The 6,921-nt window shown below is 51.9% G+C and carries 7 protein-coding genes; 1 reads left to right on the top strand and 6 read right to left on the bottom strand.

The features are described from left to right. Together KOO63_15430 and KOO63_15425 are read right to left on the bottom strand one after the other, a co-directional pair. A partial coding sequence (locus KOO63_15430; GenBank protein MBU8923210.1) for a hypothetical protein occupies nt 1-1,249 on the bottom strand: 1,249 nt, incomplete at its 3' end. 96 nt (nt 1,250-1,345) lie between these two features. Next, nucleotides 1,346-2,740, bottom strand: coding sequence for a hypothetical protein (locus KOO63_15425; GenBank protein ID MBU8923209.1), 1,395 nt, complete (start codon nt 2,738-2,740; stop codon nt 1,346-1,348). Nucleotides 2,741-2,952: 212 nt separating this feature from the next. Between KOO63_15425 and KOO63_15420 the strand changes: the two genes are divergently transcribed. Beyond that, nucleotides 2,953-3,714 (top strand): NAD-dependent deacylase, encoded by a 762-nt coding sequence (locus KOO63_15420; protein ID MBU8923208.1) that lies wholly within the window; start codon nt 2,953-2,955, stop codon nt 3,712-3,714. A gap of 8 nt (nt 3,715-3,722) precedes the next feature. Here the strand turns inward: KOO63_15420 and KOO63_15415 are convergent, their stop codons facing one another. The 4 genes from KOO63_15415 to tyrS form a co-directional block, all read right to left on the bottom strand. Continuing rightward, the gene (locus KOO63_15415; protein ID MBU8923207.1) at nt 3,723-4,901 is read right to left on the bottom strand and encodes a hypothetical protein; all 1,179 of its coding nucleotides are present in this window, start codon (nt 4,899-4,901) and stop codon (nt 3,723-3,725) included. Nucleotides 4,902-4,966: 65 nt separating this feature from the next. After that, nucleotides 4,967-5,980: a hypothetical protein gene (locus KOO63_15410; GenBank protein ID MBU8923206.1), complete on the bottom strand. Its 1,014-nt coding sequence runs from the start codon at nt 5,978-5,980 to the stop codon at nt 4,967-4,969. Between the two features lie 8 nt (nt 5,981-5,988). Further along, the gene (locus tag KOO63_15405; protein MBU8923205.1) at nt 5,989-6,333 is read right to left on the bottom strand and encodes a carboxymuconolactone decarboxylase family protein; all 345 of its coding nucleotides are present in this window, start codon (nt 6,331-6,333) and stop codon (nt 5,989-5,991) included. Between the two features lie 31 nt (nt 6,334-6,364). Next, a partial coding sequence (gene tyrS / locus KOO63_15400; GenBank protein ID MBU8923204.1) for a tyrosine--tRNA ligase occupies nt 6,365-6,921 on the bottom strand: 557 nt, incomplete at its 5' end.

Raw genomic sequence — 6,921 nt, 5'->3', positions numbered from 1 at the left:
CCCATACGGTACCAGCCTGATCTATATTCATAGATGTGAGAGTACCCTTGTACCATGGATCAGGAAGACCGAGTTCGGTCAGATCTCCATCCGACCTCAATATTCGTGATTCCGAGAGGAACCAGGCAGACTGCTTATCAGTGACGACCTGAAGCACGGTAGAGAGAGGAAACGCCTGTGGAATATCGATCTCCTTGACTATATCACGGGAAATGAGGATCAGTTTTCCCTCGCTGGTCCCCAGCATCGTCCTGCCCTCGACATCGTGTACCATCGAAAGGATATCGGACGCAGCAAGATTTACTCCCTCCACCCTCAGAGGTAGCCATCCCGATCCGTCCCATGTGCTTATACCAGATTTTCCGGCAGCATTGACAAATCCCGCAGGGTCGATGCTGAAAACCCTGATATCCATCGATGGAAGGCCCTGGGATTGACCGTACGCCGTTACCCGACCGAGATTGTATCGTGCAACACCTGCCCTGGCGATAGCGAGAAACAGATTTCCCTCTTCATCGACAATCATGTCTTCCACTGAACCTATCGGTATCCTGCTGCCATACCGCAGATTCTGCCAACTGAAACTGTCCGCCCGGCAAAGTCCGCTCGCTGTCCCGAACCATATCGTCTCGTTCTCCTGTTCTATCGTGCACAGGACCCTGTCATCGAGCAACGAATCGACTCTCGATATTACAGTCAGCGTATCAGAGACCATGTACCCGCACCCCTGCCCATAAGTCGTTATCCACATCTTGTCATCCGATGGAAAAAGGCCGGTGACCCTGTCGAAGAACGAGTAATTCCCGGAAAGAAAGTGTATCCAGTTTCCACCCCGCCTTATTCCTACACCCTTCTCCCCAGCCACCCACAGGCCATCTTTCTCGTCGATGGCCATTGCGTTGATCGAGGTAAATGCCGGACCGGACATCCTGAATACCGAATCGGCACTAACGCTATACTCAAACAAACCGCCTTCAGTTCCTATCAGAACCATGTCTCCAAGGGTCAGCAATGCCCTTAATTCCATAGCCGGACAATAGACTGTCGTAGATATTCCCAGTGGGGTCTGCGTAGCTACCGGCATATCGAACGGCATACTTTTCGTGCCGACTTCAAGCCAGCCACACGTTTCTATTTCTTCCTCTGCGACCGGTCGCGCTTCCTCCTGGCTGTGGACCCAGGAAACAGGAACACCCAGGATCATGAGAACGATCGTTATCTTTATAATATTCCTGTATCGGACCATCATACCTGCTTTCTGTCTGGCATTTGCCGCAAGTCATAATACCGGGACTGGCCCGGTCACCTTTCCTGCGGAAAAATGTATTATAGAATTGGAATCAAATCAAGAAGATACATCGGAATCAACAATAGCCGGAGGAGCTGGTGCATCCACCAGTTCTCCCACAAACCTCTCAAAATCATGCCCGGTGACCCCGATCAGCGCTTCGCACAGCTTGTCTTCGTCTAGCAGGCAACCATCCGGGTGTAACTCCCAAAGGTACCGGATCACATCGATCAGCCCTTTTCGCCCGCCGCTGAGCTCTGCTATCTTCTCATCGATGATACTGGCGGCCAGGAATCCACCATCATAAAGCATGTTGACCATGTCCTTATCAGACAGATCTCTGTTTGCCGCGTCTGATATCGATACAGACTCGAGATATGGGTTCTCCATGAACCTCCGCATCGTCGATTCTCTCTTCATCTCGTACTGCGAAAAAGTAAGGATATTGACATCAGTAAGGGCTCGGTAAGAATAGTACACCGTCGCCCCCTCGATAAACCACATCATGCCGTCGCTGGCCGGCCTTATCGCTTCCCCGTTCCAGTTATGAAAAAATTCATGGGCAACGATAGACATCGGGGTGTCATAGATCTGACTCCTGTCTATCCTCCGGTCGAGCAATAGAAGGATGCTTCCCGAGAAATGCATGCCATAGTGATCGAACCCCTTGCCGCCCTTCACAGGATTGTTGTCGCAGACAAAGAGATGTTTCTTGTGAGTCGATGAACCGAACCACCCTATCTCGTGAGAGACCACGTCACGGATAACACTGAAAAGTTCGTCGTCGTGGAAAGACCAATCCCCGGCTATTGCCAATGACAGCCTGGTACCGAACACCTCGGTCTCGTACACTCGGTAGTCGCCCGACACGACCAGGGTGGTTGCAAGGTCCGCCACACCCGGCACTATCAGCCTGCTATCGATACATTCCCATGTCGAGTGAACAGGCCCCTCATAACCGAGAGATACATCGAGTGTCACACCATCCTCGAAGTTGTTAGCTGGAATGAGGAAAATATCCCTTCCCATGATCCGTCCCCTGCCTTCTTCCAAAAGTGAGATCATACCTCTCACTTCCGACGAATAGCGGTCCTCGATCGTAAGGACTACCTCATAGGAAAATGTAAAATCCCTGCCCGAATTCTCTATAGTCCATATATCCCCTTCCCGCTTCACCTCAAGTGGACGACCATCCATATCGAAAGCCTTCAACCCGAGAGGATCGAGTCCCCTTCCATTCCCCTTTTCCGGCAGCCTCAGTGGCACTTTACGGCCCAGGGAACCGAAAACATTTCCAGACACTCTAACAAGATTGAAATCGGCGTCGACCATCTCTATCCTGTATGAAAGAAAGGGTTCCGAATCCACCAATGCAGGGAGGGTATATGAACAACCCGCACAACCTATTGATAATATGACAAATAAGGCGTATTTCGCCATTGATCGTCTCATGACCATTCCAGCTTTCCGATTCCGGACGTGATTCACAGCGTATCATCCGACTATATCTCTGTGTCTCTATCGATCCTGTCCGGACCTTTTTCAATAGCCAGACTGCAAGGGGTATTCCAAAATGGACGAAGAGAGGCCAACTTGCACCTGATCGTCAGAAAATCGTCTTGCAGGAAGTTGACCGGACACAGCTTATCGGCTAGAATAGACGCATGGATAAGAATGGTTTTAAAGACGAAGAAACGGGTGAAGCCGCATCCAGGATAGCAGCATCGAGCCGACTGGTCGTATCGACCGGCGCGGGAATCTCCAGGGAAAGCGGGATCCCCACATTCAGGGAAGCGGACGGCCTGTGGAACGATTACCGCCCTGAACAGCTCGCGACGCGGGAAGGATTTCTCTCCGACCCGGGGCTGGTCTGGAAATGGTACAGGGAAAGACTGCTCACCGCTCGGGAACACGATCCTAATCCGGGGCATCATGCCCTTGCCAGACTGGAAGAGATCCTGCCCTGGACACTTCTGATCACCCAGAATGTGGACAATCTCCATCGCAGAGCGGGCAGCAGACAGGTCGTCGAACTTCATGGGAATATTGAGAGATACAGGTGTCTGGAACATTCCCATCCGGCCGAGTTCGATCCTGAATGGGGCGACGATCCGCCGGTATGCCATTGCGGGTCCATGATCCGTCCCGACGTCGTCTGGTTCGGTGAGCCACTCCCTCAAAATGAGTTGGAAACCGCATTCAACGAATCAGCCAGATGCGATGTATTCATGATCGTTGGCACATCGGGCCTCGTCCAGCCAGCATCCAGCCTTCCCCAGATCGCCTCAAGTGCCGGAGCCTTTGTAATAGAAGTTAATATCGGGGAATCTGCCGTGACTCACTGGTCGGATCTTTTCATCGAGGGTAGGTCAGGAGAGGTCCTGCCCCTGATCGCCGAAAAAACAGAACGCCTCATGAACCGTTAAGTGGACACTCACAACCTGAGTCTCTTCTTGAGAGCCAGTGTATCTTTACGGAACAGCTCGAGAAGGTCCTGAAAAGCCTCTTCCTCTTCCTTCTCCCTGCCCTTGCCGCTGATCCAGGCCCACCAGGCCAGAAAAAGGCAGGACCAGATCAATCCCACACCACCCGCTATCATGACGATACCCCAGCGGGGGATTCCCGCTCTCTTTACGGGAATAGAAGGTTTATCCACGACCTGCACCGAGGGAGTCGTGCGTGCACGTTCGATCCCGGTCTCCTCGTATCTCTGAAGAAGAAACGAATATACCCGTTCGTTCACTTCAAGATCTCTGTTGTAAGCAGCGTATTGCTGGTACAATTCAGGCATAGAGGACAATGGTATGAATACGGACGAAGATGAATCGGAACGCATGATCTTTTCGAGCTGGCCGGTCAGACTTTCCAGCTCCATCTCGCTTCTCTTCAGGGCTGAAGCGTTCTCAGTGGAAAATTCTCTGAGCATATCAAGCTCGATCTCCGCTATAACGGCCCGAACCTTCAATGCTGCCGCCACATCGATCGTTCCCCTGATCTGTTCGTCGAAGTCCACAATCCCGTTTTCGGATTGAAAATCGGCGATCTGCCTTCTCGATCCGGCCAGTCTTTCCCTGTATTCCTCGATCTGTCGGCCGATAAATTCCATTGTGTTTCCAGCCCTGGTATACTGCAGTTGCCTGTTCAGCGAATCCAGATTTGTAATGTAGGAATTCAGTATATCCGCCGCTTTCTTCGGTTCCACATCGATCACTGAAAGCTTGATCATCCCGGTCGCAGACGCGGTTATGGATGTTTTGGCTCGAAGTTCCTGGATGGCCTCGTACATTGAATCGGACTTGTACCACTCCATCAGGCCCTGCCCGGTTATCACTGCCTCGGCTATTGCCCTGGTTTCGAGTATATCTACGAGGATCGCGGCTGTCATCGAACCTCCTGTCATCGGTACTACCATCGATGGCAGGTTCATCGAAGCCATATATGCCGCGATCAATCCCTCGCTTCCCTCCTCCATCGGAGGCATCAGGAGAGTCTCGGACCTGAATTTCGAGTCGGCAATGACAACAAAGAGCAGCGCCAGAAAGGCCGGTATGATAATGCTCCATACGACGACTTTTCTGTGGGCAAAAATGTAACGGAGTATCCTGAAACTCATCTTTTCCTCCCGGACCAGTCGGCCCATCAGGATTAATTACTAAATAATGGCTGCCCCGTGGGACGTCATTCCTTTGCGCTTCCCTTCTTTATACAGAAAGTCAGGATCACTCCACTCGGATAATTGGAAGAGCTGTCTTCAAAACCTATATGTTCAAAAATTATAAAATAATCCAGATCAAGCTGAAACTGAAAATCATAGGTCCTGAATGCCGCGAAACCGGTCCCGACAGTCAAGGACAGGCCGCTTCCGCTGTCCTCTCTATCAAAGATCACCTCTTCATCCATCGAGTTCTGAGTCAGTTTCATCCAGTGTACGCCGATCCCAGCGCTGATAAACGGGCTGAAGTCGTTTCTGCTGAGATACTTGCCCAGTTTTGCCTCAAGCAGCGCGAAATCCATCGCGTCCAGTCCGTCCCAGTCGAGGCCTCCTCCAAAGCGGAACCCGGACCTGCCCGCCAGAAAGAAATCTCTCGTATCGTACTGGTAGACAAAATCAAACACCATCAACCTGCCGACCTTCCCCATCGAGTCGGACATCGGCCACATGAACCCCACCCTGAACCCCTTGGCTCCGAAAGACTGTCTCCTCCGATCGCCTCGGAACTCGCTTTCAGTTATCAACCCCAGCTCGGCTGTCTCCCCCATCGTCTTTCCTGTACTGATGCTTCTGGCCAGCCGTTTAAGAACGATATCGACATCCTCTTCGACATCAGCAGCCCCATCCTCAGTCGCGATCACTTTTCCCTCTACTGCATCTACGAGCTGGATGCCGATGATGATCTTGTATCCGAGGCGTGTCAGATGTCCGGTGATCGCATAACGCTCCCCTGCATCTCTCGCCAGGGTCATGGCACAATCGGACTCGAAACATTCAACGTCGCCAAGCAGTTCAAAATAGTTGACTGCCAGATATCTTCCCTCATGGTCAAGAGCGCTTCTGAATATTATTCCGGCAGCGTCAATAAGCTCCTCGCCCACTCCGGTCCCCCTGAACCTGAACGTGACTACCCGGTCGGCAGCAGCCAGATCCATTGCCATGAGCGATACTATTATAATAGCGAGTAGTGTTCGTTTCATTTCATTCCTCAGTCAAATAGAGCTTCCATCTTCTCAGCGGCGATTCTCAGATGCGGAATCACGATCGATCCGCTGACTATCAGGGCCACGTTGAAAGCTTCGTAAAACTCTTCTTTCGTTACACCCGCTTCGTGGCACTTTCCGAGGTGATAGGCGATACAATCGTTGCACCTGAGTACCATCGAAGCGGTGAGCCCCATCAGTTCCTTTGTCTTCGCTGAAAGAGCCGCCTCGTGATACGCCTGCTCGTCGAGGGCAAAGAAACGTTTTATCCCAAGATGCCCGCTTGCAAAGACCAGGTCGTTCAACCGGTTTCTTTCGGCAATGAATTTCTTTTTCCATTTATCGGCCATCTCAGTTGTCTCCTTCCGTCTCGATACAGTTTTATTTCGTCACTATCCTGATATACTTCTTTTTTCCCGCCCTGAGCAGTATCTGCCCTTCTTCCATATTCGAAAGCCCGACGATCTCATCGAACTCCTCGACCCTGCGGCCATTCACGTAGGCGCCACCCTGCTGAACGAGCCTGCGAGCTTCGCCTCGAGATTTGACTATTCCACATTCGGCAAGGAGGATAAAGGCAGGCATCCCTTCCTCAAGACGCGTACTGTCCATTTCAAAGGTCGGCATGGAGTCAGCATCGCCCTGACCGCCTCCGGAAAAGAGTGATTTCGCCGCGTCCTGAGCCTTTGCACCTTCCTCTTCCCCATGCAGAAGGCTGGTCGCCTCGAAGGCGAGTATCTCCTTGGCAGCCCGGATATCGGCACCTTCCAGGCTTCCGAGTCTTTTCACTTCATCCATAGGGAGGAATGTGAACAGGGCCAGGAACTTCTCGACATCGCGATCATCAGTGTTGATCCAGAACTGGTAATAGTCGTAGGGAGAAGTCTTCTCCGCGTCGAGCCATACGGCGCCCTTCTCGGTCTTGCCCATCTTCGCCC

This window comes from Candidatus Latescibacterota bacterium, assembly GCA_019038625.1.
GTDB lineage: Bacteria > Krumholzibacteriota > Krumholzibacteriia > Krumholzibacteriales > Krumholzibacteriaceae > JAGLYV01.
This window is presented reverse-complemented; position numbering and strand designations above follow the sequence as displayed.